This is a genomic window from Stutzerimonas stutzeri, from assembly GCF_000219605.1.
Taxonomy (GTDB): domain Bacteria; phylum Pseudomonadota; class Gammaproteobacteria; order Pseudomonadales; family Pseudomonadaceae; genus Stutzerimonas; species Stutzerimonas stutzeri.
Window position 1 is genome coordinate 1064857 of the sequence record NC_015740.1, and the last position, 24488, is coordinate 1089344.

Annotated in this window: 25 protein-coding genes and 1 riboswitch; of the genes, 11 read left to right on the forward strand and 14 right to left on the reverse strand. The window is 64.8% G+C overall.

The genetic code is table 11. The annotated features are described in order from the left end of the window. Window positions 1–6 precede the first annotated feature (6 nt). From PSTAB_RS05010 to PSTAB_RS05020, 3 genes are all read right to left on the reverse strand, one after another. Entirely contained in the window at window positions 7–492 is a 486-nt protein-coding gene (locus tag PSTAB_RS05010; protein ID WP_013981975.1) for an SgcJ/EcaC family oxidoreductase, read from the reverse strand. 90 nt (window positions 493–582) lie between these two features. Continuing rightward, window positions 583–1077, reverse strand: a complete 495-nt coding sequence (locus PSTAB_RS05015; protein WP_011912282.1) for a DUF2726 domain-containing protein — start codon at window positions 1075–1077, stop codon at window positions 583–585. 365 nt (window positions 1078–1442) lie between these two features. Continuing rightward, complete coding sequence (locus PSTAB_RS05020; RefSeq protein WP_013981976.1) at window positions 1443–2030, reverse strand: LOG family protein; 588 nt, start codon at window positions 2028–2030, stop codon at window positions 1443–1445. A 721-nt stretch (window positions 2031–2751) separates the two neighbouring features. On the opposite strand from PSTAB_RS05020, the gene PSTAB_RS05025 reads away from it, so the two are divergent. Next, on the forward strand, window positions 2752–3663 hold the full coding sequence (locus PSTAB_RS05025; RefSeq protein WP_013981977.1) for an SDR family oxidoreductase: 912 nt from the start codon (window positions 2752–2754) through the stop codon (window positions 3661–3663). Window positions 3664–3708: 45 nt separating this feature from the next. Here the strand turns inward: PSTAB_RS05025 and dauA are convergent, their stop codons facing one another. After that, window positions 3709–5439 (reverse strand): C4-dicarboxylic acid transporter DauA, encoded by a 1731-nt coding sequence (gene dauA, locus PSTAB_RS05030; protein WP_013981978.1) that lies wholly within the window; start codon window positions 5437–5439, stop codon window positions 3709–3711. 193 nt (window positions 5440–5632) lie between these two features. On the opposite strand from dauA, the gene PSTAB_RS05035 reads away from it, so the two are divergent. Together PSTAB_RS05035 and mqo are read left to right on the forward strand one after the other, a co-directional pair. Then, a complete protein-coding gene (locus PSTAB_RS05035; RefSeq protein ID WP_011912286.1) occupies window positions 5633–5920 on the forward strand; it encodes a PA4642 family protein in 288 nt (95 codons plus the stop codon). A 331-nt stretch (window positions 5921–6251) separates the two neighbouring features. After that, complete coding sequence (gene mqo, locus PSTAB_RS05040; protein ID WP_013981979.1) at window positions 6252–7763, forward strand: malate dehydrogenase (quinone); 1512 nt, start codon at window positions 6252–6254, stop codon at window positions 7761–7763. A 74-nt stretch (window positions 7764–7837) separates the two neighbouring features. On the opposite strand, the gene PSTAB_RS05045 is transcribed toward mqo, so the two are convergent. Beyond that, window positions 7838–8029 (reverse strand): hypothetical protein, encoded by a 192-nt coding sequence (locus PSTAB_RS05045; protein ID WP_013981980.1) that lies wholly within the window; start codon window positions 8027–8029, stop codon window positions 7838–7840. Window positions 8030–8203: 174 nt separating this feature from the next. On the opposite strand from PSTAB_RS05045, the gene PSTAB_RS05050 reads away from it, so the two are divergent. Then, window positions 8204–8788, forward strand: coding sequence for a YajG family lipoprotein (locus tag PSTAB_RS05050; protein WP_011912289.1), 585 nt, complete (start codon window positions 8204–8206; stop codon window positions 8786–8788). 129 nt (window positions 8789–8917) lie between these two features. Here the strand turns inward: PSTAB_RS05050 and PSTAB_RS05055 are convergent, their stop codons facing one another. Continuing rightward, complete coding sequence (locus tag PSTAB_RS05055; RefSeq protein WP_041771658.1) at window positions 8918–10267, reverse strand: DUF1329 domain-containing protein; 1350 nt, start codon at window positions 10265–10267, stop codon at window positions 8918–8920. A gap of 353 nt (window positions 10268–10620) precedes the next feature. On the opposite strand from PSTAB_RS05055, the gene PSTAB_RS05060 reads away from it, so the two are divergent. Further along, window positions 10621–10893 (forward strand): hypothetical protein, encoded by a 273-nt coding sequence (locus PSTAB_RS05060; protein WP_011912291.1) that lies wholly within the window; start codon window positions 10621–10623, stop codon window positions 10891–10893. 9 nt (window positions 10894–10902) lie between these two features. Here PSTAB_RS05060 and PSTAB_RS05065 read toward each other — a convergent pair whose 3' ends face one another. Beyond that, window positions 10903–12069, reverse strand: coding sequence for a 1-acyl-sn-glycerol-3-phosphate acyltransferase (locus tag PSTAB_RS05065; RefSeq protein WP_013981982.1), 1167 nt, complete (start codon window positions 12067–12069; stop codon window positions 10903–10905). A 237-nt stretch (window positions 12070–12306) separates the two neighbouring features. On the opposite strand from PSTAB_RS05065, the gene PSTAB_RS05070 reads away from it, so the two are divergent. The 3 genes from PSTAB_RS05070 to PSTAB_RS05080 are packed head-to-tail and all read left to right on the forward strand — an operon-like array spanning window position 12307 to window position 13378. Further along, entirely contained in the window at window positions 12307–12489 is a 183-nt protein-coding gene (locus PSTAB_RS05070; RefSeq protein ID WP_013981983.1) for a CPXCG motif-containing cysteine-rich protein, read from the forward strand. Next, on the forward strand, window positions 12489–12749 hold the full coding sequence (locus tag PSTAB_RS05075) for a putative signal transducing protein (protein ID WP_011912294.1): 261 nt from the start codon (window positions 12489–12491) through the stop codon (window positions 12747–12749). Before PSTAB_RS05070 ends, PSTAB_RS05075 begins: the two co-directional genes overlap by 1 nt. Window positions 12750–12760: 11 nt before the next feature. Continuing rightward, window positions 12761–13378 (forward strand): SOS response-associated peptidase, encoded by a 618-nt coding sequence (locus PSTAB_RS05080; RefSeq protein ID WP_013981985.1) that lies wholly within the window; start codon window positions 12761–12763, stop codon window positions 13376–13378. Between the two features lie 24 nt (window positions 13379–13402). Here PSTAB_RS05080 and PSTAB_RS05085 read toward each other — a convergent pair whose 3' ends face one another. Further along, window positions 13403–15532 (reverse strand): methyl-accepting chemotaxis protein, encoded by a 2130-nt coding sequence (locus tag PSTAB_RS05085; protein ID WP_013981986.1) that lies wholly within the window; start codon window positions 15530–15532, stop codon window positions 13403–13405. A 129-nt stretch (window positions 15533–15661) separates the two neighbouring features. On the opposite strand from PSTAB_RS05085, the gene PSTAB_RS05090 reads away from it, so the two are divergent. Continuing rightward, window positions 15662–16480, forward strand: coding sequence for a M48 family metallopeptidase (locus PSTAB_RS05090; RefSeq protein WP_011912296.1), 819 nt, complete (start codon window positions 15662–15664; stop codon window positions 16478–16480). 20 nt (window positions 16481–16500) lie between these two features. Here PSTAB_RS05090 and PSTAB_RS05095 read toward each other — a convergent pair whose 3' ends face one another. From PSTAB_RS05095 to PSTAB_RS05110, 4 genes are all read right to left on the reverse strand, one after another. After that, a complete protein-coding gene (locus PSTAB_RS05095) occupies window positions 16501–16944 on the reverse strand; it encodes an ester cyclase (RefSeq protein WP_013981987.1) in 444 nt (147 codons plus the stop codon). Between the two features lie 84 nt (window positions 16945–17028). Further along, window positions 17029–17616: a TMEM165/GDT1 family protein gene (locus tag PSTAB_RS05100; protein WP_011912298.1), complete on the reverse strand. Its 588-nt coding sequence runs from the start codon at window positions 17614–17616 to the stop codon at window positions 17029–17031. A gap of 90 nt (window positions 17617–17706) precedes the next feature. Further along, window positions 17707–17823, reverse strand: a riboswitch (yybP-ykoY riboswitch). A 54-nt stretch (window positions 17824–17877) separates the two neighbouring features. Continuing rightward, window positions 17878–18876 carry a class I SAM-dependent methyltransferase gene (locus PSTAB_RS05105; RefSeq protein WP_013981988.1) on the reverse strand — a complete coding sequence of 333 codons (999 nt, stop codon included), beginning with the start codon at window positions 18874–18876 and terminating at the stop codon, window positions 17878–17880. Between the two features lie 71 nt (window positions 18877–18947). Then, window positions 18948–19907, reverse strand: a complete 960-nt coding sequence (locus PSTAB_RS05110) for a 2-hydroxyacid dehydrogenase (protein WP_013981989.1) — start codon at window positions 19905–19907, stop codon at window positions 18948–18950. A gap of 71 nt (window positions 19908–19978) precedes the next feature. Between PSTAB_RS05110 and PSTAB_RS05115 the strand changes: the two genes are divergently transcribed. Both PSTAB_RS05115 and PSTAB_RS05120 read left to right on the forward strand, forming a co-directional pair. Then, window positions 19979–20608, forward strand: a complete 630-nt coding sequence (locus PSTAB_RS05115; protein ID WP_013981990.1) for a LysE family translocator — start codon at window positions 19979–19981, stop codon at window positions 20606–20608. 106 nt (window positions 20609–20714) lie between these two features. After that, window positions 20715–22397, forward strand: a complete 1683-nt coding sequence (locus tag PSTAB_RS05120) for a fatty acid--CoA ligase (protein WP_013981991.1) — start codon at window positions 20715–20717, stop codon at window positions 22395–22397. A gap of 10 nt (window positions 22398–22407) precedes the next feature. On the opposite strand, the gene PSTAB_RS05125 is transcribed toward PSTAB_RS05120, so the two are convergent. Together PSTAB_RS05125 and PSTAB_RS21875 are read right to left on the reverse strand one after the other, a co-directional pair. Then, window positions 22408–23778, reverse strand: coding sequence for an ATP-binding protein (locus PSTAB_RS05125; protein WP_232243995.1), 1371 nt, complete (start codon window positions 23776–23778; stop codon window positions 22408–22410). After that, a complete protein-coding gene (locus PSTAB_RS21875; protein WP_013981993.1) occupies window positions 23721–24443 on the reverse strand; it encodes a PAS domain-containing protein in 723 nt (240 codons plus the stop codon). The genes PSTAB_RS05125 and PSTAB_RS21875 overlap by 58 nt, the downstream gene beginning before the upstream one ends. Window positions 24444–24488 lie beyond the last annotated feature (45 nt).

Genomic DNA, 24488 nt, shown 5'->3' on the forward strand with positions numbered 1-24488 from the left:
CGGCGCTCAGTGGTCGGCCTGCGGAACCTGCTGCGCTACGTCGGTCTGCTCCGGCATCGCGGACGAGTGATGGCTGGTGATCAGCCACTGCCCGGCATCCGCAAACCACTTGTAGGTGAAGGTGTAACGCGCGGGGACAGTGGCCCCGTCGGCGAAATGGAAGCTGTACAGGCCGGTGTCGAGCGCGCTGTTGCAGTCGATCATGACCATGCGCGAGACGATCTCGCCCTTCGGCTTGAGCGCCAGGAAGTGCTGGAAGTAGTCCAGCTTGGCCTCAGGCGTTTGCCGTGGGGTGTTGGATACCGTGGGGAGAATCATCGAATCGTGAGCATAGTTTTCCACGACCCGTTGCGGATCGCCCGTCTGCACGTCGGCATTCCAGCGGTCGAACAGGGCGGCGACCTCGGCCTCGTCGATAGGCTGGCAGGCCTGTTCGTTCGCCAGGGTTGCAACAGGGGAAAGGGCAAATAGCAGGGGCAGGGCGTATTTCATCGTGTCACTCGTAACCGGTGGGTGAATTGCGGAGCGGCGCCGCAGCGGTACTGCACGGTGTGCAGGGGATGTGACCTCGTCGCCTTCCGCTTATTCGCGGCCGGTGGTCGATTGCCCGATTGCCGCCTCGACGGCTTCGCGAACGAGGGTGTAGGCGTGCACCTTGTCCGGTGCCAGCCGAACCTGCGGCAGACCAACCGTTTCGCAGAGACGGTCCATGAAATCCTGCTCGGCTTCGGGTTCGTCCAGATTGATCACGCAAACGGGCTGCAGGTCCGTCTTCGTGCACAGGAGGAAATCGAAGCGCGCCGCTGCGATGCGGTTGCTGGCCTGGTACCAATAGGCGCGCCGGGGGATGGCGGTGACTTCGATGACATCGGCGACGCTCACCTTGGGGAGCACCAGGTAGCGCTCGCCGAACGTTCCTTGCAAGTGCTCCAGCAGTTCGCGCTCGGCAGAAGCGAACAGAGGCACCTTGAGTCGATAGGGGTATTGCAGCGCCGGGTGGTTGAGTTGGCGATTCTTGATGAAGAACACCAGCACGAAGCAAACGAACGCTACCAGCGTCAATGCCAGCCAGCTCATTGGGTTGCCTCCGTCATCGGTCTTTGATCGAAGCGTTGTTGCTCTGATTGTGAGCCCGGGCCGGCTAAATGGTTCGCTCGTTTATCCACTACAGCTGTGAGTGTTGTTGTGGATAACCGCTGGACTTCGGTCGCTAGGCCTTATGGGACTAAGGCGTGGCGGCTCTGGTCCGCTTTTGATCAGTTAGCCTTGGAGCGCCCGGACCAGTCCGCGGGAGGAATTATGTTTGCGCCGATGCTGCTGCGCGGGATGGTTATCCCCGACTCCTGTGGACGTGGCTGTGGATAACGTGGGGGAGGCGTGCTGCAGGCCACCAGCGGTGCGGCGTGCAGCACGCAGAGCAAAAATTGATCAGCTGTGTCGGGTCATTGCGGCGCGGTCTTGGCCCAGCGACTGTGAGCGGGCGGCTGCCAGGCTTCAAGCAGGCTGATCAGGCTCTGCGGCTGATCGCTGCGTTGCAGCATCTCGCGGTGCTGCGCGCGGACGAAGCCCTCTTCAACCAGATGATCGAGGAAGTGGCTGAGCTTGCTGTAGAAGTGATTGACGTCCAGCAGGCCGAGCGGCTTGGGGTGATAGCCCAACTGGCCCCACGTCCAGACTTCGAACAGTTCTTCCAGCGTACCCAGCCCACCGGGCAGGGCAATGAAGGCGTCCGCCAGCTCCGCCATGCGCGCCTTGCGCGCATGCATGCCGTCGACCACTTCCAATCGGGTGAGGCCGGTGTGGCCGACTTCGGCGTCCTTCAGGCTCTGAGGAATGATGCCAATGACCTCGCCACCGGCGGCCATGGTGGCATCCGCCACCACGCCCATCAGGCCTACGGCGCCGCCCCCGTAGACGAGGCGAATACCGTTGGCGGCCAGGGTGCGACCGAGATCCTGGGCGGCTTGTTCATAAACGGGATTGGTACCGCGGCTGGCGCCGCAGAAAACGCAGATGGAACGCAGGGACATCGGCTACTCCGCTGGTTGGGCTGGCAGCGAAGGTTACGCCGCCACGCCTCACCGGCCAAGGGAGGCAATGTCCCTGGACTGAGCGCCGGCTTATCGCGCTCGCTCAGCACCCGGCGGCAGCCGAGGCGTAATTAGCGAACAGACGCTCGAACAGGCTATGGCTGGACATGATGGGCTCCCTCGTCGTTGATAGCCCCATGCTACGGCCGATGCCGCGGCGCTGCCGTTAGTTTCTGAACATCGCCTCGATAGCGCCGCGCCTACGAGTCGTTGTGTCGTTGTCCCCGAATTGTGTGCGCCACTCTGTGGATAACCTTGGGAAGACTGCCCGCAAGCGAAGCGCCGTGGGGAGTGGCGAACCTTGTATGTTTTTTGTGCGGCTGCCAATCGTGCGGCGGCAGGCCGCATCCCAGAAGGGTTGACGGGCATGCGTCGGGATTGCAGCAGTCAGACTGCCGAGGATAGTGACTGCCCTATTTATCCACGAAAGCTGTGGAAAACTCTGTGAGTTGTTTGGGCAAAGACTTCTGCAGGCAGCCAATGGCGCGGCCGGCCGGGTGTTGCGCGAAATCCGCCCAGGCTCCGCGAATGGGCAAGGGTCATCCCCGGCCCTTATGCCGCGGCATTCATTTCTGGCCGCTTGCTTGTGGGGACGCCGAGGCCTGTTCAACACTCCGGTCCCTGAATCTCATCCAACAAGAATCGCTGAGGGAGTTCGCATATGACTGATGCCATCCGCTTCGAAGACAAGGTCGTGATCGTGACCGGGGCCGGCGGCGGACTGGGGCGTGCCCATGCCCTGTTGTTCGCCCACCATGGCGCCAGAGTGGTGGTCAACGACCTGGGTGGCAGCACCCAGGGCGAGGGCGCGAACAGTTCCGCAGCCGACCGGGTGGTGGAGGAGATCCGCCAGGCCGGTGGCCAGGCGGTTGCCAATCATGACTCGGTGACCGACGGCGCGCGTATCGTTCAGCAGGCGCTGGACACCTACGGGCGCATCGATGTGGTGGTCAACAACGCGGGCATCCTGCGCGACAAGACCTTTCACAAGATGGAAGACGCCGACTGGGACCTGGTCTACCGCGTGCACGTCGAGGGCTCCTACAAGGTGACCCGCGCCGCCTGGCCGCACATGCGTGAACAAGGCTTTGGCCGGGTGATCTTCACTGCCTCGACCTCCGGCATCTACGGCAACTTCGGCCAGTCCAACTACGGTATGGCCAAGCTTGGCCTGTACGGGCTGACACGTACCCTGGCGCTGGAAGGGCGCAAGAACAACGTGCTGGTCAATGCCATCGCCCCCACGGGCGGCACGCGGATGACCGAGGGGCTGATCCCGCCGCAGGTGTTCGAGCAGTTGAAGCCGGAGCTGGTCAGCCCGCTGGTCGTCTACCTGGGAAGCGAGCAATGCCAGGACACCGGCGGGCTGTTCGAAGTGGGCGGCGGCTGGATGGGGAAGGTGCGCTGGGAGCGCAGTCTCGGCGTGGGCTTCGACCCCAAGGCCGGGTTCGATGCCGAGGATGTTGCGGCGCAGTGGCAGCAGATCTGCAATTTCGAGAATGCTGCGCATCCGGCCGACAACATCGAGGCGCTGAAGGAGATGATGGCCAACCTGCAGAAGCATGCCGGCTGATACCTCCTGCCGCTTGGCGCTCCGCCGGCATGGCCGGCGGAGCGTTCACACCGGAGCCGGATCCGGCTCCGGTCGCAACAGGCGCAGCGCCTTTTCCCGCGCCTGGGTGAGATTGCGTACGTAGAGCAGATGCCCCTGCAGGCGATGGATGCCGGCACGGCGCAGCTTCAGCCGGACCTGCGCACTGCTGCCACTGAGAATGAGGGTGACGCCCAGGCGGCGGTAATCCACCAGCACGTTCTCCAGCGATGCCAGGGCCGTCATGTCCATCATTGGCACCGCGCTGATGTCGACGATCACCACCTTGACCTCGGGGTTGAAGCGCCGCAGCGCGCCCAGAGCCTTTTCCGCGGCGCCAAAGAACAGCGGCCCGCGGATCGCATAGGTGGCCACATGCTCGGGCATGTCCCGGAGGATGCGCCGCTGCTCCCGGGAGAGGGCGGTGGTGTCGGTCAGCTCGCTCATGCGCTTGATGAACAACCCGGCCGCCAGCAGCAGCCCGACGCCTACCGCCAACACCATGTCGAACAGCACGGTGAGGATCAGGCAGGTCAGCAGCACCAGCACGTCGCTGCGCGGGGCGATGCGCAACACGTGCATCACGTGCGGTGCTTCGCTCATGTTCCAGGCCACCATCACCAGCAACGCCGCCAGTGCTGCCATTGGCAGATAGCTGAACAGCGGCGCCAGCCAGAGTATTGCGACCAGCACGACGCCGGCGTGGATCATCGAGGCCAGTGGCGAAAACGCGCCGGCCCTGACATTGGTCGCGCTGCGGGCGATGGCGGCGGTCGCGGTGATGCCACCGAACAGTGGCGCGACCAGATTGCCCAGCCCCTGGCCGATCAGCTCGCCGTTGGGCTCGTGGCTGCTGCCGGTCATGCCATCGGCGACGACGGCGCAGAGTAGCGATTCGATGGCGCCGAGCATGGCAATGGCGAAAGCCGGTGCCAGCAGCTGGCGGAACAGTTCGTAGCTCAGCTCTAGCGGCTGGCCGTCCGGACCGGGCAACAGCCACGGCCAGGCAAAATCCGGCAGGAACGGCGGAATGCCCGGGTGTGTGACGCCATCCAGGGTGTAGCTGAAGCGTTCACCAAGGGTTGCGACCGACAGCCCTGAAGACTCCAGCAGTGCCCCTGCCACCGCCCCGACCGTCAGCGCCACCAGATGTCCCGGGATCTTGGGCACCCAGCGTGGCCAGACGATCAGCACGGTGAGGCAGATCACGGCCACCAGGGCGTCACCCAGATGCGCGCTGGGCAACGAGCGCAAAAGCAGGCCGACCTGCTCGACATAGTGCTGCGGTTGCTCGGAGAGGGTCAGGCCGAACAGGTCCTTGATCTGCAAGGTGGCGATGACGATGCCGATGCCCGCGGTGAAACCGAGGGTCACGGGGTAGGGGATAAAGGCGATCAGGCGGCCGGCGCGCAGCAGGCCGAGGGTGATCAGAATCAGGCCGGCGAGCATGGTGCACAGCAGCAGTCCGCCCAGGCCGAACTGCTGGGTGATCGGTAACAGAATCACCACGAACGCCGCCGTCGGCCCGGAAACGTTGAAGCGTGAGCCCCCGGTCAGGGCGATCAGCGGAGCCGCCACGAGTACCGTGTACAACCCGTGCTGGGGCGCCACGCCGACCGCGATGGCCAGTGCCATGGCCAGGGGGATGGCGATGATGCCAACGGTCAATCCGGCGCTGATGTCGCCGCGCAATGCGCGGGCTCCGTAACCCAGGTGCAAGGCCTGCCGCCATGCCGCGAACAGAGGGGGTAACTTCATGCCTGGAACGCTCCTTGTAGGCGAAGGCGCCATTATAGGCGCCAGACACCGCTTGTTATTTGTGCCGAACAATCGCCTGTGATCGCGGCCAGGCGATGTACGACCTTGGTCGCAAGCGGTCCTGGCGCGTTGAGTGAGCCGCCTGCGAGGAGTAAACTGCCGCCCCCGTGAGACCCCGTGGACCGGAGGCGGCATGCGTAAAGACAAGAAGCAGGTGATTGGCGACGAGATCGGGGATGAGTCGATCAAGCTGTTTCTGCAGCCTGAACCGGCTGACGACACCCCACCTTCGTTGCACAAGCTGATCAAGGCCTACCGCGGCCTTCGCATCGATGACTTCGAGCGCTTTCTCGGCTTCTTCGTGGCTGCCGGCTACGATCTCGACGCCAGGAACAGCAAAGGGCAGAGCTTTGTCGATCTGATCGCCGATCAGCGTCAGGCCGCGCCCTATATCGAGCTGATCGAGGCCCGGCGCGGCTGAACTGCGGGTCGCCATTTCGTATCGAACGCATCGGATTCAATCGGCAGCGCGCGTACTGCGAGCCGCGCGCTGTGATCGAACTCGGCAACATGATTCGCAATCGTTTTCCTCGCAGCGTCCACCGTCGAGCACCGGGCCAGGCCCGCTCCGGAGGGATCGCAGCGAGAGGGAGGAGGCCAAAAGCCGACCTTCCGAAGCTGGCAGGCAGCCTGTGGTTGCCTGTTCTCGGGCACATGTTCCCGAGCAGCGGTCCAGGCACATGCTCCGTTCCTGACCGTCTGGCTGGTGGGTTTTACGGGGCCGCGTACTGCGGTCACGACAGTTTAATGCTGTGATTCTGGAGAACGCGTTGATGACGCAACACGATAGCGAAGCAGTGGATATGGTGCTGGTGGGAGCCGGCATCATGAGTGCGACCCTGGCGGTACTGCTCAAGGAACTCGATCCCAATATCAAGCTGGAAATCGTCGAGCTGCAGGAATCCGGAGCCATCGAAAGCTCCAACCCGTGGAACAACGCCGGTACCGGCCACGCGGGCCTTTGCGAGCTGAACTACACCCCTGACAGCAAAGACGGCACGATCGACATCAAGAAGGCCGTGCTGATCAACACCCAGTTCGAAGTCTCGAAGCAGTTCTGGGCCTACCTGGCCGACCGCGAAGGCTTCGGCTCCCCGCGCGATTTCATCAATCCTGTTCCGCACCTGAGCTTCGTGCGCGGCAGCAAGAACATCGACTATCTCAAGCGCCGCTTCGACGCGCTGAAGACGCATCACGCCTTCGCCGACATGGAGTACAGCGAGGATCGCGCGACCCTCGCCGAGTGGATGCCGCTGATGATGCCGGGCCGTGATCCGAGCGAGCCGATCGCCGCGACGCGCGCCATGAACGGCACCGACGTCAACTTCGGTGCGGTGACCAGCCAGCTGCTCGGTTACCTCGCGCGCAGTGGCGGGGTCAAGATTTCCTACAACCAGAAGGTCACCGGTCTCGACCGTACCGCCAGCGGCTGGAAGGTCGACATCAAGAACACCCGCACCGGTGGCTCGCGTCAGGTGCAAGCCGGATTCGTATTCCTCGGCGCTGGCGGTGCCGCGCTGCCGCTGCTGCAGATGTCCGGCATCGAGGAGGGCAAGGGCTTCGGTGGTTTCCCGGTCAGTGGTCAGTGGCTGCGCTGCGACAACCAGGAAATCGTCAAGCAGCACCAGGCCAAGGTCTACAGCCTGGCCGCGGTGGGCGCACCGCCGATGTCGGTGCCGCACCTCGATACCCGCGTGGTCGATGGCAAGAAGTCTCTGCTGTTCGGCCCCTACGCCGGTTTCACCACCAAGTTCCTCAAGCGCGGTTCGTTCATGGACCTGCCGCTGTCGATTCGCCCGAGCAACATCGGCCCGATGATGGCCGTCGCTCGCGACAACATGGACCTGACCCGCTACCTGATCAAGGAAGTGATGCAGTCCATGGAGGATCGCCTGGCAACGCTGCGCGGCTTCTATCCGGAGGCCAAGGCCGAAGACTGGCGCCTGGAGATCGCCGGTCAGCGCGTGCAGATCATCAAGAAGGATCCGAAGAAGGGTGGCATCCTGCAGTTCGGCACCGAACTGGTCGCAGCGAAGGATGGCACCATCGCCGCACTGCTCGGCGCATCGCCGGGTGCTTCGGTGACTGTCTCCATCATGCTCGATCTGCTCGAGCGCTGCTTCCCCGAGCAGTACCGCTCGCAGGCCTGGTCGAGCAAGCTGCAGGAAATGTTCCCGGCGCGCGAAGCCACGCTGCAGAACGACGCGGCAGCCTATCGTGAGATCAGCCAGATGGCGGACAAGCGCCTCGGCCTGACCTACTGATCAGCTGCGCTGAAGCGAAAAAGCCCCGTACCGAACGTACGGGGCTTTTTTGTGCCTCCGGTTCTACCTGCGCATCACGCCGCGCGCAGGCTCTCGGCGGGAAGCGGCTGGCCAATCCAGCTCAGGCGAACTTCCTCCACCTCGACCCAGGCGGCGCCTGCGGGCTTGCAGGCACTGCTGAGCAGCATGCGGCACCGGCCATGTTCATCGAGCAGCGCGAAGTGGCGAGCGGGGCGGCGGCGCAACAGGGAAATCAGCTGTCGCATGATGGTTTGCACTCATGGTGATTGGCGTCTCGTCGTTATCGCAAAGTCCTGTGACAACTGCGTGAAAAGGAACGCGGCAGTGGCGCCGCCGGTCTGAATCGCATCACTGTCGGCGCGTCGTGCCGGTGGGTATACTGCGCCGCATTCATCGCCCCTAACCCTGGAGAAAACAGCATGCTGCAACGCCTGTTGTTCGGTCTTGTCACCGTTCTTGGAATGAGTCTGGTCGGTTGTGCCCACAGCCCGCAGCAGCTCGACCCGAACCCCAAACTCAACGGCACCATCAATCCCGTTGGCCAGGGGCAGCCCGTGGTCGTACGGGTGGTCGATGCGCGCCCGTCGCCGACCCTCGGCACTCGTGGCGGCCTGTATCCGGAAACCAGCGCTGTGATCGTGCCGAGTGCCAAGGTCATCCCCAAGCTGCAGGCCCAGACCGAAGCCGCCGTGCGACTGCTCGGTTTCACGCCATCGCCGAACGCCTATAACGCGCCGCAGCTGACGCTGACCTTGGCCGAGCTGAAGTATCAGTCGCCGAAGGAGGGGCTGTACGTCACCGAGGCGAATATCGGCGCAACGCTTAAGATCGAGGTGCAGAACGCCGGCAAGCGCTACAACGGCCGCTATGGTGCATCGTTGAACCAGCGCTTCGGCATGGCGCCAAACGAGCAGACCAACACCAAGCTGGTCAGCGATGTGCTGAGCGATGCGCTGACCCGGGTATTCCGCGACGACAACATCGGCCGCCTGCTGGCCCAGTAAGCCGGCCCGCGATACCACGTACGTGCTGCACCCGAACCCCGCCACGGCTGTCCGTGGCGGGGTTTCTTTTTGCCCCTGCCATAACGACGACGCCCCGCCCGAGGCGGGGCGTCGGTGGCGAGCAGGCTGTCAGCGTACGCCGGAGCTGCGCAGGGCTGCCGGGGTGTACTGGTTGGAGTTGGCCTTGTAGTTATAGGTGTAGGGGTTCTTCTCTTCGTTCTTCATGCCCATGACCAGGTAGCGGCCGGAAATGAGGTCGTAGAGGGTCTCCATGGAGTACAGCGGAACCTGCACATTGTAGAAGTGCAGGCCGTGGGCTTCGGCCACGCGCCAGAGCTGATTGCGACCGTCGTAATGATCGACCACTGCGGCCTGCCAGGTGTCCTCGTCGATGAAGAAGTGGCGCTTGGCATAGATATGGCGCTCACCCGTCTTCAGGGTCGCTTCCACTTCCCACACGCGGTGCAGCTCGTAGCGAGTCAGATCCTGGTTGATGTGGCCGGGCTTGATGATGTCGCTGTACTTGAGCTGCGGCGAATCCAGGCGATAGGCGTTGTACGGGATGTACAGCTCCTTCTTGCCGATCAGCTTCCAGTCGTAGCGGTCCGGCGCGCCGTTGAACATGTCCAGATTGTCGGAGGTACGCAGGCCGTCCGCTGCGGTGCCCGGGCCGTCATAGGCGACCTGCGGGGCGCGGCGCACGCGGCGCTGGCCGGCGTTGTAAATCCACGCCATTCGCGGTTCCTTCACCTGGTCCAGGGTTTCGTGCACCAGCAGCACGTTGCCGGCCAGGCGGGAGGGTTCGGTGACCTGCTGCTTGAAATAGAACAGCACGTTGCCATGCTTCTCCGGCTTGTAGTCGGTGAGGGTGTCGGTGTAGACCACCTCGTCGACGAACTTCACCAGGCTGAAGTTGCCGTTCACCTGCGGCGTGGCCTGGGCGACGACGCGACGCGCCGAGCCGCCACGGTAGCGGGTGATGTGGTTCCAGATGACTTCCAGACCGTCCTTGGGAATCGGGAAGGCGATGGCCTTCTCGAAGTTCTCCAGGCCGTTGCCGCCGCGAACCAGCTGGGTCTGCGTGGCGTTGCGGGCCGCCGCGTCGTAGACGTGCTGCGGCATGGCGGCGCTGCGCCGGGTCTCGTACACCGGCAGCCGGTAGCTGTCCGGGTAACGCTTGAACATGGCGATCTGGCCGGGCGTGAGGTTGGCCTTGTACTGCTCGTAGTTCTGCGCGGTGATGGTGAACTTCGGCTTGTCGCCGGCATAGGGATCGCCGACGAAGCCATCGGGCGAAACCGGAGCGGCATCCTGCGCCAGACCGCCGGTCCAGGCGGGAATGGTGCCTGCCGCATTACCAGCCTTCTCGGCGCCGACCGGGGTCAGTTCGCTGCCCAGGCGTGCCGCCTCGGACTGGGATACCGCGGCCATGGCGCTGCTGGCCAGCAGCGATAGGGTTAAGGCTCCGGTTGTGAACATTGTTGTTTTCATTATTTCGTCCTGTGGTTCTGAATACTGATTCCCCGTGGCGCAGCCGAAGCGGCGCCAAGTGATCGGCGTAGCGATGTGTGCCGGCAGCGGCTCCGGGTGATGCCGTGGATGTCGCTGTCGACCCCCGCACACGCTCTATTTCGCCGTTTCGAGGTATGCCGAGGGTGAAGGTGGGGCCGGTCATAAGTCAAGGCCGACCGGTGAAGATGGCGTCATAATCCGGGGTGATGATGGTGCCGGCGCGCGCCATTTCGTCGGTTTTGCCGGGGAAGGAAGGGCTGCACAGGTAAACTGGGCGGCTGTCCGGCGTCGGCCGGTCGACATGTAATCGAGGAATCCCGATGCTGTTTCATGCGCAGACCGAGCTGATCCTGGCTCCGGCGTTGCTTCTCAATGTACTAGCGCTGGTATGCGCGCTATGCGGCGGATGGCTGCTGGCGGCGACCCAGTGGCGGGCCGCACGGGCCGGTTCGCGCGGTCAGGCCGCGGTCGGTTCGTCGGTGCTGCTGACTCGCGCAGCTGCAACCGCGCGGGTCAACCTGGCCTTCTACCGTTTCGGTGCAGGCGGGCTGGCGCTCGCCCTCGGCCTGTCCATGGCCTCGCGGATGCTCTGAGCGGACTGTTCAGGGCTCCAACCCAGCCAGCAGGCGGTACTGGTTGCGCACCGGGGTCGCGTACTGCTGGATCAGGTACGGCTGCTGCACGCTCGGGCAGGCAGCCAGACGTTTGCTCCATTCGGCTTCGGCCCGCTCGATTTCCTCGCGGCTGAACAGTTCGGCGGCACTGGGCACCTTGATTTCCGGGTCCTGCTCGTCCCATAGCCGGTAGGCCAGGTAGTGCACCGGAAACAGCCGGTAGCTACCGAGAATCTGCCGATCCACCGCTATGGCCATCTGCTTGGCGTCGTCCGGCACGCTTTCCATCGGCGAGCCGAAGGCAATGTGTACGCGGCCTTTATAGCCGGTGATACCCAACGCGATGCTGGTGTCATCCTCGCCCGGAGCCTTGCTGTAGGTTCCGGTCGTGGCGCGGATGTAGAGCTCCCGGGCCTTGGCCTGATCGCAGGGGTCGTACTCGTAGCTGATCGATACCGGCACCGGACGCAGCGCCTCCAGCGCCTCGGCGAAGGCTTCGTCCTTGCGGCTCATGTGCAGCATCTTGAGGATGGCCGAATCGGTACGGTCGTCACCATCCTTGGCGCGGCCCTCGGCCTGGGCGATCCAGACCGACTCGCCGTCGTTGCGTATCGAGTGATTGATGTACGCCGAGAGTACCTGATAGGCGGCCAGCTTCTCCCGGCGGCCAGTGATGGAACGGCGCACGATGAAGCTCTTGTTCAGGCGCATCAGGTCGCTGACGAAGGGGCGTTGCAGCAGGTTGTCGCCGATGGCGATGCGCGGTGTGCGGATGCCGGCCTGGTAGACCGCGTAGTTGACGAAGGCCGGGTCCATCACGATGTCGCGGTGATTGGCCAGGAACAGGTAGGCGCGGCCCTTCTGCAGGTGCTCCAGTCCGGAGAAGGTCACGCCGTCGGTGGCGCGCTCGATGGTCCGGTCGATATAGGCTTCGATCTTGTGCTGCAGGGCATCCACTGTATGGATGCTGGCGAACTGCTTGCGCAGGCGGCGCGAGATCACCGGCTTGATCAGCCAGCCCATGCTGTCGGCCAGGCGCGGGAAGCGGAAGTGCGCCAGAATGTCGAGAAACTCCCGGTCAGCGAACAGGCGCGCCATGACAGTCGGTACTTCGGCGTCGGCGTAGGGTCGGATGGCTTCGAATTCGTCCATCATGCTCTCTGTAAAGGAAATGAGGAACGGGCCTGCAGCACAGGGCAGGGCGATTTGCGGAACGGACCGGAGCCGGCTGGCTCATACTCATGGAGTTCGGATGCCGTTTCGCCTGATCGTCTGCCGATGCCTGCGACCCAGAGGTGTCACTGCGAGGCGCACCGGGTCGGTCTTCTCAAAAGGTGCGAATCGACAACCTTTGAAGACGGCGATTATAGCGACAAGTCACGTGGAGGATTGATGCTCGAGACACAGGTCTATCAGTGCCCGTATTGCGGCGAGGCGGTAGAGACCACGCTCGATCTCAGTGCCGGTGATCAGCAGTACATCGAGGACTGCGCGGTGTGCTGCCGCCCGGTGCAGTTCGACCTGCGTACCGATGGTGTCGACTGGCAACTACAGGTCTTCAGGGAGGACGAATGATGCGTCGCATCTACGAGCCGCGCGACCTGCTGGAAGCGGAAATGCTCAGCGGCATGCTGGTGGCCGAGGGCATCGAGGCATTCCTTGCCGGTAGCCACCTGATCGGCGCCATGGGTGAGTTGCCCGCAGCGGGGCTGCTCGGTCTGATGGTGCCGGACGAGGATGCCGAACGCGCGCGCCAGCTGATCGCTGCGTACAATGGCGCCGAGCCGGTGCCGGGCGATGAACCGGAGAGCTATCCCGGCGAACTGATCTGCTGACGAGTTCCCTTATGTGCGGCCGCTACGCCCTTTTCCGCTGGAGCCAGGATTTCGCCGCCTTGCCCGGTTTTCCTTCCGATCAAAGACCGCACTGGAGTCTCGCGCCGGGCGCTTCGGTGCTGCTGCTGCGCCAGGCCGACAGAGGCTTGCAGCTGGACCGGGTGCGCTGGGGGCTGACGCCTGCCTGGCTGACTGACCTGACCCGCACACCGGCCCAGGCCCGGGCCGAAACCCTGGCCGAGCAGCCCATGTTCCGCGAAGCCTTTCGCCTGCGTCGCGGGCTGTTGCCGGCCAACGGCTTCTATGAGTGGCGCGGCTCGGCCCGCAAGCGCCCGTACTGGATGACTTGTGACGGCTCGCTCGCCTATTTCGCGGCGCTCTGGGAAGCCTATCCGGTGCAGGGGCACACCTATCTCAGCGCAGCTGTCGTGACCCAGCCGGCGGCGACGCTACGCCGGCCATTGATCCTCGACGAGGCCCGACAGGCGGCCTGGCTCGACCCCGCCACGCCGCTCGAAACGCTGCAGCAGTTGCTGCTGCAGCCGAGCCCGGCACTGCGCGAACGGCCGCTGGCGACGTTGGTCAACGATCCGCGCCTCGATGCGCCCGAATGCCTCACCCCGGCTTGAGGCGGGGCCTTCGGAGCGTCTGCGTCAGACCTTGAACTGATTGATCAGCCGGCGCTGCTGCTCGGCCAGACGCGTCAGGCCGGCGCTCGCCTGGCTGGCTTCCTCGGCGCCGCCAGCGACGTCCTGGGCGACCTGACCGATGTTGGTGACATTGCGGTTGATGTCTTCGGCCACCGCGCTCTGTTCCTCGGCGGCGCTGGCGATCTGGTTGTTCATGTCGTTGATCAGCGAAACCGCCTGGGTGATTGCCTGCAGCGCCTCGGCTGCCGCATCGGCCTGCTCGACGCTGCGCTGCGTGCGGCTCTGGCTCTGTTCCATCACCTGTACCACGTCCCGCGTGCCGTTCTGCAGCTGCTGGATCATCTGCTGGATCTCACCGGTGGCCTGCTGCGTCTTCTGCGCCAGATTGCGGACCTCGTCGGCCACCACGGCGAAGCCGCGGCCCTGCTCACCGGCACGGGCAGCCTCGATCGCCGCGTTCAGGGCCAGCAGGTTGGTCTGCTCGGCAATGCTGCGAATGGTCACCAGGATGGCATCGATGTTCTCGCTGTCGCGGGCCAGGGTCTGCACAACGTCCACGGCACGGCCGATTTCGCCGGCCAGTTCGGTGATGGTGGCGCCGGTATCCTGCACGATATGCCGGCCCTGATTGGCCGCGCGGTCGGCATGGCTGGCAGCCTCCGCGGCCTGGGTCGCATTGCGCGCCACGTCCTGCGCCGTGGCGGTCATCTCGTGCACAGCGGTGGCGACCAGTTCGATCTCGGCCAGCTGCGTCTGCACGCCCTTGTCGGTACGGATGGCGATGTCGGCGGTGTGCTCGGACGCATCGCTGACCTTCTGCACCGAGCCGACCACCTCGCTGATCATGCCCTGCAGGCGTGTCAGGAACGTGTTGAAACCGGTGGCGATCTGGCCCAGCTCGTTGCGACTGTCGATATGCAGGCGCTGGGTCAGGTCACCTTCGCCCTGGCCGATGTTGTCCAGCATCACCACCATGTCGCGCAGCGGACGGGTGATGCGCCGGCTGATCAGCCAGATGGCCAGCAGACCGGCAACGGCGATGAGCACGCCGATGATCAACATGGTGGTCAGACTGCTGCGGCTTTCCGCGCCGAGTGCCGCCATCAGCTGATCCAGATCCTTCATCACCTCGGCGATCGGCAGCTGCAGCATCAGGACCCAGCGCGCGTCGGTACCTTCGAAGGAGAACGGCAGGAACAATGCGACGTGCCCACCTGCCTGGTCGATCTGGTAATGGCTCTGCCCGGCTGGCAGGCGCTGGACCAGCACCTGCTCCTCGGCATCGAGAATCTGTGCTGCAGGCTTGCCGATCAGGCTCTTGTCGGTGCTGTAGGCAGCCAGGCGGCCGTTGTTGGAAATCAGCGCGATCTCGCCGACGCCGCCATAGAGCTGCGCGTTGGCGTTGCTCAGCAACTGCTGGATGAAGTCGACACTGATGTCCGCGCCAACGATGCCGTGAAACTTGCCATCGACCAGAATGGGGGCATTGAACGAGGAAAGAAGGTAGGTCTGGCCGTTCATGTCATACGGTGCCGGGTCGCCGACGCACGGCTTGAGCTGTTCGCGCGGGCACAGGTAGTACTCGCCGGCGCGTATCCCGGTGTCGAGCAGCCTGGTGTCTTCGATGTCGGAGAGGCGGTCGATCTTCATTTGGCCGCTGCCATCGCGGTAGATCCAGCTGGCGAAGCGACCGTCGAGCATGCCCGGCTCGTCGCCGCGATACATCAGGTCGTTCGCATCCACGCCGTTCGGTTCCCAGGCGATATAGGTGCTGGTGAGATCGGGGTTCTCGATCAACGTCTGGCGCGCGAGATTGATCAGCTCCTCGCGCCTGAGGTTGGCCATCGGCATGCCGTCATCACCGGTCAGTGCGGTGAGCGTATGCACCCTGGCCAGGCTGGTGGCGATCTGCAGGGGTGCCTGCAGCTGTGCCTGGATGCGGTTGACCTGTGCCTGAGCCAGGGCGGTGACGCGCTGCTCCACCATGCCGTCGATCAGCGCGCGAGTCCGCTCCTCGACCAGCGCCTGGCTGCGCACGCCCGCCGCCAGTGCATAGAGCAACAGCGCCGCGATGACGGTCAGGGTGCAGGCGCCGGCCAGTGCGGCGAAGGCGGTCTGGATGGATCGGAACATGGCGTTACTCCAGTTGCGCAGCGGATAGCCACCTTATCGGCAGGATTTGCGACAACTGCAGCGGGGCGGCCGGTTGCCTGCCCGATAGGCCCGATCTAGGATACGGTGCAGGTTTTCCGGAGAGACTCGATGTTCAAGCCGCGCACGTTATCCATGCTGATCGCCGCCACCGCGCTGGCCGGCTGTCAGGCCGTCAACACCACCAGCGGTGGGGCCGTGGGGGTCGACCGCAAGCAGTACATGTTCAGCATGCTGTCGACCGACCAGGTCAACCAGATGTATGCCCAGTCCTATCAGGAAACGCTCAGCGCTGCCGCAAGCAAGGGCGTGCTGGAAAAGAACACGGCGATTGCCAAGCGCGTCAATGGCATCGCCGAGCGGCTGATCGCCAAGGTCGGCGTATTCCGCCCGGATGCCGCGCAGTGGGCCTGGGAAGTTAATGTCATCGACAGCCCCGAGCTGAATGCCAACTGCGGCCCGGGCGGCAAGATCATCTTCTATACCGGGTTGATCGAGAAGCTGAAGCTCACCGACGACGAGATCGCCGCGGTGATGGGCCACGAGATCGCCCACGCGCTGCGTGAGCACGGGCGCGAGGCCATGTCCAAGGCCTACGGCGTGCAGATGGCCACCCAACTGGGCTCGGCGATGGGTGTCGGCACTGGCGGACTGCAGCTGGCGAACATGGGCGTCGAGTACCTGATGACGCTGCCCAACAGCCGTGGCAACGAGAACGAAGCCGACCTGATCGGCCTGGAGCTGGCCGCCCGTGCCGGTTACAACCCGAACGCGGCGATCACGCTGTGGGAAAAGATGGCCTCGGCCGGTGGCTCGGCTCCGCCTGAGTTCATGAGCACCCACCCGTCCTCGGCGACTCGCACGGCGGCGCTGCGTGCCAACATTCCGAAGGTGATGCCGCTCTACGAGCAGGCTCGCGGCGGCCGCTGACGAAGATGGTCGCCGACCGCTCAGGTCGGCGACAGTAGGGTCGAGAGAGGCGTTTCGATACCCAGCTGCTGGTGCACACCCTCGAGATCGATGAGGGTGTTGACCTCCTCGATGTCGCCGGCAGGATTGAGCGTCCAGACGCTCATGGCGGCGATGGCGAGGATCTTGTCGGTGACCGAATAGCCAAACAGGGGCGTGGCCAGCGTACCCATCACCGTGCTCGAGGTGACCACCTTGTGGCCCTCGCAGATGCACTCATCCACCACCACTTCCAGGTCCGGCATGGCCGCACGCACGTTGCGCACGAGTTCGGCGAAGCCTGCGCTGTTCAGCGGCTGGCTGATGAATGAGCCCTTGTAGGCGAAATACTTGCTCTGCATCTGTTCGGAAAGGGCCAGGCGGCCCTTGTTCCAGCTCAGATCGATATGGTTGCAGACTCGTTTCTTGCGTCCATCCGCTGACATGCAGCCGGTCTCCTCGGGGCGCTGGTGGTGCGCTGCGGTAGCGCACTCTATCAGCTCCGTCGGCGCGCAGATTTGCGCTGCGTATCAGCCTGAGACAATCGTGCTCATGGTCACAGCCTGATAACCGGCGTAGACGGCGAGAGCGGCGAAACCGCCGGCCGCGACCCGGCGAATCAGCGTCAGCGGCAGGCGATCGGCCGCGAAATGGCTCACCAGCACCACAGGAACGTTGGCCAGCAGCATGCCGACCGTGGTGCCGAGAATGACCAACACGAACTCGGGGTATTGCGCAGCCAGCATCACTGTGGCGACCTGGGTCTTGTCGCCCATCTCGGCGATGAAAAAGGCGATTGTGGTGGCGACGAAGGGGCCATAGGGGCGACCGAGCCTGGCATCGTCATCGTCGAGCTTGTCGGGCACCAGCGTCCACAGCGCCACGGCGGCGAAGCTCGCGGCGAGAATCCAGCTCAGCACGACCGGCGAGAACAGGCTTGATACCCAGCTGCCCACGGCACCGGCCGCGGCATGGTTGGCCAGTGTCGCCACGACGATGCCCCAGATGATCGGCCAGGGGCGGCGATAGCGGGCCGCCAGCAGAAGCGCGAGCAATTGGGTCTTGTCGCCGATTTCGGCGAGGGCAACGATGAGGGTGGGAACGAAGAACGATTCCAAGCGGCATTCCTTACAGGGCGGGTCGACAGATTCACCATGACATGCGCAGCCTGCCCGCCCGGGTCAGGTGTACATGTCATGGGTCTTGTCAAACCGGGCCATGCGCTATTGCTAGGCTGGCCGGTCGCATGCGCCATGGTCTGCGGACCAAGTGTGTTGACGCATGCCGGACGAGCAGGGCGCTCGTCGGAGACTACTCCCCCAAGGACGGCGGCGAGTTTGCCGCACCCGGCCGGTGGATGCAACCGCTCGTCGCCGGCCTCAGCGCCGCTCGGCGCGGTAGATGCGGAATCCGTCGCGTTCGGCCAGCGTCTGGCAGGCGCCGAGATGGCGCTCGATCAGCGGCGGGTAACGCAGAAAGGCATTGGCCACGATACGCATCTCGCCACTCGCCTGCAGATGCTCGGCGGCGCGCTCGATCAGCGTTTCGCTGGCCTGGTAGCTGGTGTGCACGCCCTGGTGGAAGGGTGGGTTGCTGATGATGGCCGCCAGTTGCCGAGGCGCAGCGTCGATGCCATCGCCGGCAATGACTTCAGCTTCGAGCCCGTTGGCGGCGAGCGTCCGGCGACTGCTTTCGACGGCGAAGGCGTCGACGTCCAGCAGCACCAGCTCGCTTTGCGGATAACGGCGCTTCAGCGTGGCACCGAGAATGCCGGCACCGCAGCCGAAATCCAGCAGTCGGCCCCCGGGCAGGTTATCGAGGTGCTCGAGCAGCAGGGCGCTGCCCAGATCCAGCCGACCATGGCTGAACACACCCGGCAGGCTGACCACCTCGAGCGGCCCGTCAGCCAGCTGAAGGGTGATATGGCTGGCCAGGGCATCGAGATCCGGCGCGGCGGGCGCCTGCTCGATCTCGACCTGCCAGAGCTGGCAGTGGCGGGCACTGTCAAGCTTGCGCGCACGGCCGAAGCTGCCCAACTGCTTGGCGGCGCGCTCGATGCCGCCGCGCTTCTCGCCCACCAGGTATAGCGGTCGGCCGGGCAAACGTGCCGCCAGGGTCTGCAACAGATAGTCCGTCAGCTCGCGGGACTTCGGCAGGAACAGCACCGCCGTGTCGAACACCCCCTGCGGCGGGGCGACGCCGAAGGAGCAGCGCCCGCCGAAGCGCTTGTCCAGCTGCTGCTGTTCGCCGGCGTGCCAGCTCCAGGCGGTGGCGCCCGCCAGCTGTCCCAGCAGGTCGTCGGCCGGCAGGCCGGCGAGCAATGCCCGGCCGCCGAACAGCTCGGCTTGACGCAGCAGCACTTCGCTTCGCGGGTCCATTGGCGTCTCCCTGAAAAAGGCCGGGAGCTTAGGGGCTCGGCGGCCTCTCTCGCAAGCCGCAGTTGCCCGGCTCAGTTGACCTGGCGGAGTGGGCTGCCGGCGAAGAACGCCGTGGCGTTCTCGGCCAGCTGAGCGACGATGCGCTGGCGAGCCTCGCGGCTGCCCCAGGCGCTGTGCGGGGTGACGATCAGACGCGGCAGGTCCGGGGCGAGCAGCGGGTTGTCATCGCGTGGCGGCTCGCTGGTCAGCACATCGGTGGCAGCACCGCCCAGGTGGCCTCGGCGCAGGGCATCGGCCAGTGCCTGTTCGTCCACCAGCCCGCCTCGGGCGGCGTTGATCAGGAAGGCGGTCGGCTTCATCAGCTGCAGCTCGCGGGCACCGATGAGATTGAGCGTCTGTTCGGTCAGCGGGCAATGCAGGGTCAGTGCATCGACCTGTGGCAGCAGCTCGTCCAGGTCGAGGCGATCCGGGCGCTTCGGCCGTCCCGGCAGGTTGCCGACCAGCACCCGCATGCCCAGGGCTTCGGCCAGCTTCGCCACGGCACTGCCCAGCTCGCCATGCCCGAGCAGGCCGAGGGTCTTGCCGTCCAGCTCGACGATCGGGAAGTCGAGCAGGCAGAACTGTCCGCTTTCCTGCCAACGTCCGCGGGCGACGGCAGCCTGGTAGTCGGGCAGCCGCGTGGCCAGGGCCAGCAGCAGCATCAGGGTGTGCTGGGCGACGGTTGGGGTGCCGTAGGCCTGGCAATTGCTGACGGCGATGCCGCGTTCACGGGCGGCCTGCAGGTCGATGTTGTTGACGCCGGTCGCCGAGACGAGGATCAGCTTGAGTTCCGGGCAGGCGGCGAGGGTTTGCGCATCCAGGGCCACCTTGTTGACGATGGCAACCTGCGCGCCGCGCAGGCGCTCGACGACCTGTTCCGGCGTGCTCAGGTCGTGGCAGACCAGCTCGTCGAAGGCGCTGCGCAGCGGGGCGAGGTCGAGGTCGCCCTGGTCGAGCGGGGAGAGGTCGAGGAAAACGGCGCGATTGGGCATCAACTGTACCTTTCGAAGTCGCCAGGGCTGGTCGACAATGCCAACCTGGGCTTAGGCGTGGAGAGCGGATTGTGTACTGGATGGAATTTATGACCGTGGCGCTGGTGCATCTGCTCGCGGTGGCGAGCCCCGGCCCGGATTTCGCGGTGGTGGTGCGCGAAAGCGTGGCGCAGGGCCGGCGTGCGGGTAGCTGGACGGCGCTGGGAGTCGGCTGCGGAATATTCGTCCATGTCGCCTACTCCCTGCTCGGCATCGGCCTGATCGTCTCGCAGTCGATTGTGCTGTTCAACCTCTTCAAGTGGCTGGCGGCCGCTTATCTGGTGTACCTCGGCTGGCGAGCGCTGCGGGCTCGGCCGATGAGCCTGGAGGCGATCGACGGGACGAACGCGCCGGTGGCGCGAAGCGCGTGGCGGGCGTTCGTGATCGGCTTCGTCACCAATGGCCTGAACCCCAAGGCCACGCTGTTCTTCCTCTCGCTATTCACCGTCGTGATCAGCCCCGATACACCGCTGCTGGTGCAGGCCGGCTACGGTCTCTACCTCGCCGGTGCGACCGCGCTGTGGTTTCTGCTGGTGGCCTGGCTGTTCAGCCGAGGCCGCGTGCGTGCTGGCTTTGCGCGCATGGGGCACTGGTTCGATCGGCTGACGGGGGCGGTGCTGATCGGCCTCGGCGCTCGCCTGGCCCTGAGCGAGATCGGTTAACACGCTGAAACGAGGTGCGGGGAAAATAATCCTTTGGACTGATTTTGCCCGGGGGGCGACGCTCTAGAGTGCAGCGTACAAGTCCAACAAGAACAGGATGCCCTCCATGCTGCAGACCCGTGTCATCAAGCCCGCGGCGAACGCCTACCAGTATCCCCTGCTGATCAAGCGCCTGCTGCTGTCCGGCGTGCGCTACGAGCGCAGCCGGGAAATCGTCTACCGCGACCAGCTGCGTTACGACTACCGCACCCTCACCCAGCGTGTGGCGCGGCTGGCCAATGTGCTGACCGCGGCCGGGGTCAAGCCGGGCGATACGGTGGCGGTGATGGACTGGGACAGCCATCGCTACCTCGAATGCATGTTCGCCATCCCGATGATCGGCGCGGTGGTACACACCATCAACGTGCGGCTGTCGCCGGATCAGATCCTCTACACCATGAACCACGCCGACGACCGCTTCGTGCTGGTCAACAGCGAGTTCGTACCGCTGTACCAGGCGATCGCCGGCCAGCTGACCACCGTGCAGAAGACCCTGCTGCTCACCGACAGCGATGCGCACGATGTTGGCTTGCCGGACTGCGTCGGCGAGTACGAAAGCCTGCTGGCCGACGCCGCGCCGAGCTACGACTTCCCGGACTTCGACGAGGATTCGGTCGCCACGACCTTCTACACCACCGGCACCACCGGTAACCCCAAAGGCGTGTACTTCACCCATCGCCAGCTGGTGCTGCACACCCTGGCCGCGGCGGTGACCGTCGGCTGTCGGGAAAATCCGCGGCTGATGGGCTCGGACGACGTCTACATGCCGATCACACCGATGTTCCACGTGCATGCCTGGGGGCTGCCCTACGTTGCCACCATGCTCGGCCTCAAACAGGTTTATCCGGGCCGCTACGACCCCGAGTACCTGATCGACCTCTGGCGCCGTGAGCAGGTGACTTTCTCTCATTGCGTGCCGACCATCGTGCAGATGCTGCTCAACGCCAAGGCGGCCCAGGGCACCGACTTCAAGGGCTGGAAGATCACCATCGGCGGCAGCGCGCTGACCCGCGGCCTCTACGACCAGGCAAAGGCGTCCGGTATGAATCTGATCGCCGCCTACGGCATGTCCGAGACCTGCCCGCTGATCTCCGGGGCGCACATCAACGACGAACTGCTGGAGGCCGACGAGGACACGCGCAGCACCTTCCACCTCAAGGCGGGTGTGCCGGTGGTGCTGGTGGACGCGGCGATCCAGGCCGCCGATGGCAGTTTCCTGCCGGCGGATGGCGCCTCTCAGGGCGAGCTGGTACTGCGGGCGCCCTGGCTGACCCAGGGCTACTACAACGAGCCGGAGAAGAGCGAGGAGCTCTGGGCCGGCGGCTGGCTGCATACCGGTGACGTCGCGGTGATCGACGAGATGGCTAATATCGAGATCCGCGACCGCATCAAGGACGTGATCAAGACTGGCGGGGAGTGGTTGTCGTCACTGACGTTGGAGGGACTGATCAGCCGCCACGAGGCTGTGCGTGACGTGGCCGTGGTGGGGGTGCCGGACGAGCGCTGGGGTGAGCGGCCCTTCGCACTGGTGGTGCTGGGCGAAGGCCAAGAGTTGAATGCCGAACAGCTGCGTAACTTCCTCGAGCCGGCGGTTGCCGAAGGCCATATCAACAAGTGGGCGATTCCCCAGCAGATCGCCGTGGTCACCGAGATTCCCAAGACCAGTGTCGGCAAGCTGGACAAGAAGCGCATCCGCAGTGAGCTTGCCCGCTGGCAGACGGAGGGCGTCGCGCAGCAGGCTTCGCGCTGAAGGCGTTCGGTTACGCGGGGGCGGACTCCAGCAGGGTCTGCACCCGTTCTTGCAGGACGTCCAGTGTGAAGGGCTTGCCGAGCAGGTCCTCGGCTTGCGTCGAGGGTCGTGCGGCGATCAGCGCTTCCTCCGCATAGCCGGTGATCATCAGCACCTTCAGGTCCGGCAGCTGCAGGCGGGCCCGCTCGGCGAACTGATGCCCGTTCATGCCGCCGGGCAGGCCGATATCGGTGATCAGCAGATCTATCGGGTCGGTCTTCGCCAGCAGGTCGAGGGCGGTGACGCCATTGGCCGCCTGCAACGTCCGGTGGCCCATTTCTTCCAGCACCTCGCATACCAGCGTGCGGATGTTGTCCTCGTCGTCCACCACCAGCACGCGACGGCCGGCTGGGGCATTCGGCCGCTGGCGCGGTGCGGCCTGCTCCGGCTGTTCCAGCAGGGCGCCTCGGTAGCGTGGCAGATACAGGCAGACCGAGGTGCCCTGGTCGGGCGTGCTGTCGATCTGCACGCTGCCGCCCGATTGCCGGGCGAACCCGTAGACCATCGACAGGCCCAGACCGGTTCCGGCGCCCAGCGGCTTGGTGGTGAAAAAGGGGTCGAACACATAGGGCAGCTTTTCCGGTGCGATACCACTGCCGTTGTCTTCGACGCACAACAGCACATAGCTGCCGGCGGACATGCCCAAACGGGCCGCTGCTGCGTCGTCCAACTCCCGGTTGGCGGTGCTGATGCGCAAACGGCCGCCGTTGGGCATGGCGTCACGGGCGTTGAGCGCCAGGTTCAGCAGCACGTTCTCCAGCTGATTGGCATCGCAACGGGTCAGCCAGAGGTCGTCGGCGAGCATCAGCTCGAACGCCACCAGCGGGCCGATGGTGCGTTGCAGCAGGTCCCGCATGCTGCTGACCAGCGCGTTGCCGTCGGTCGGCCGCATCTGCAACGGCTGGCGCCGGGAGAAGGCCAGCAGCCGATGGGTCAGGGCAGCCGCCCGGTCTGCCGAGCTCTGGGCATTGACGAGATGGCGTCGCAGGTCATCGTGGCGGCCCTGATCGAGGCGACGTTCGAGCAGGCCCAGCGAGCCGACGATGCCGCCCAGCAGGTTGTTGAAGTCATGGGCGAGGCCACTGGTGAGCTGACCGACCGCTTCCATCTTCTGTGCCTGGTGCAGTGCCGATTCGGCGGCTGCGCGGGCTGCAATGGCCTCATCGACTCGGCTTTCCAGCGTGTCGTTCAGGCGCTGCAGGGCCAGTTCGGTGCGCTTGTGCTCGGTGACATCGATGCACGCGCCGACCAGGTAGGATGGCCGCCCGGCCTGGTCACGCACGTTCATCGCCCGCCCGAACAGCCAGCGCTCGCCCTGGCCCAGCAGCACGCGGAAGTGCATTTCGAAATCGTCACCACTCCTGGCGCAGCGTTCGCCCACAGCACCAGGCGTTCGCGGTCGTCGTGGTGCATGCGCTCGAGCAGGTCGCTCAGGTGGATCTCGCCGAAGCCCTCCATGCCCACCAGGCGCAACATGGCGGCGTCCATGTCGATCCGCTGGCTCGCGAGCTGCCAATAGAAGGTCCCCGTGCCCGAGACCAGCAGCGCGGCATTCAGGCGTTCGTCACTTTCCTGCAGCTGCGCACGGGCAAGCTCCTGGGCATGCAAATGGGCGGTAACGTCCTCGACCCGATGGATGACATAACGCACCCGCCCGCGGTCGTCCTTCACCGGCGCGTTGACCACGTTCCAGAAGCGCTCCTCGAATCCGCCGCCACTGGCTTCGGGGCGCCGGATGGCATAACGCACCTGGCTCAGTCGCTGGGTCTGGCCGGTGGCGATGACATCCTCCAGGGAGCGACGCAGCGTCGCTGCGCCGGAGCTCGGCTTCTCCGGCTCATGGTCGCTGAATACCTCGAACAGCGGCTTGCCGATCACGTCTTCCCGGCGAGTCATGGTGACGCGCAAGCGCTCGTCACTGCTGGCAACCATGGTGTATTCGGCATCCGCCGCCACGATCAGATAAATGCCGGGCAGGCCGTCGATGATTGCCTGCAGGTCATGCATAACGATCAGTTCCCTCGGTTGGGGTGCGCCTAATGCGCATGCCTT